This is a genomic window from Thalassospira mesophila (assembly GCF_002115755.1).
Lineage (GTDB): Bacteria > Pseudomonadota > Alphaproteobacteria > Rhodospirillales > Thalassospiraceae > Thalassospira > Thalassospira mesophila.
Map to the genome: position 1 here is coordinate 1 of NZ_JFKA01000061.1, position 614 is coordinate 614.

Sequence of the window (614 nt, forward strand, 5' to 3'; positions counted from 1 at the left end):
GGCCGTTCCTGCGTGCGCCAGAGCCCGGCGGCCTGCGCATAGCGCCGCACGCGTTCGATGTGCGCCGCATCGCGGCCGGTGCGGGCCAGATAGGCCAGGGTCTCCTCGTCGACCGGAAAGTAGGCGCAGGTCGAGCCGTACTCGGGCGCCATGTTCGCCAGCGTGGCGCGGTCTTCCAGCGACAGCACGCCATCCAGCGCCTCGCCGGTGAACTCGACGAACTGCGCCACCACCTTGGCCTCGCGCAGGATGCGGGTCAGGTTGAGCACCAGGTCGGTGGCGGTGATGCCCGGCGCGGGCCGGTTGTACAACCGCACGCCGATGACCTCGGGCGCGCGCAGCACCAGCGCGTCGCCCAGCATCGCGGCCTCGGCCTCGATGCCGCCGACGCCCCAGCCCAGCACGCCCAGGGCGTTGACCATGGTGGTATGGCTGTCGGTCCCGACCAGGGTATCCGGACAGGTCACCGCCGCGCCCTGCGCGGTGCGGCGCGTGGTCGCCACCTCGGCCAGGTATTCGATGTTGATCTGGTGCAGGATGCCCTTGCCGGGCGGCACCAGCCGCAGGTTGTCGAACGCGCCCTGGGCCCATTTCAGGAAGGTGTAGCGCTCGCG

The 614-nt window shown here is 71.2% G+C and carries 1 protein-coding gene; it reads right to left on the bottom strand.

The genetic code is table 11. From position 1 onward, the window contains the following. Positions 1-614 (bottom strand): aconitase family protein (locus tag TMES_RS22030; protein WP_245835548.1); only part of this gene is annotated, 614 nt, incomplete at both ends.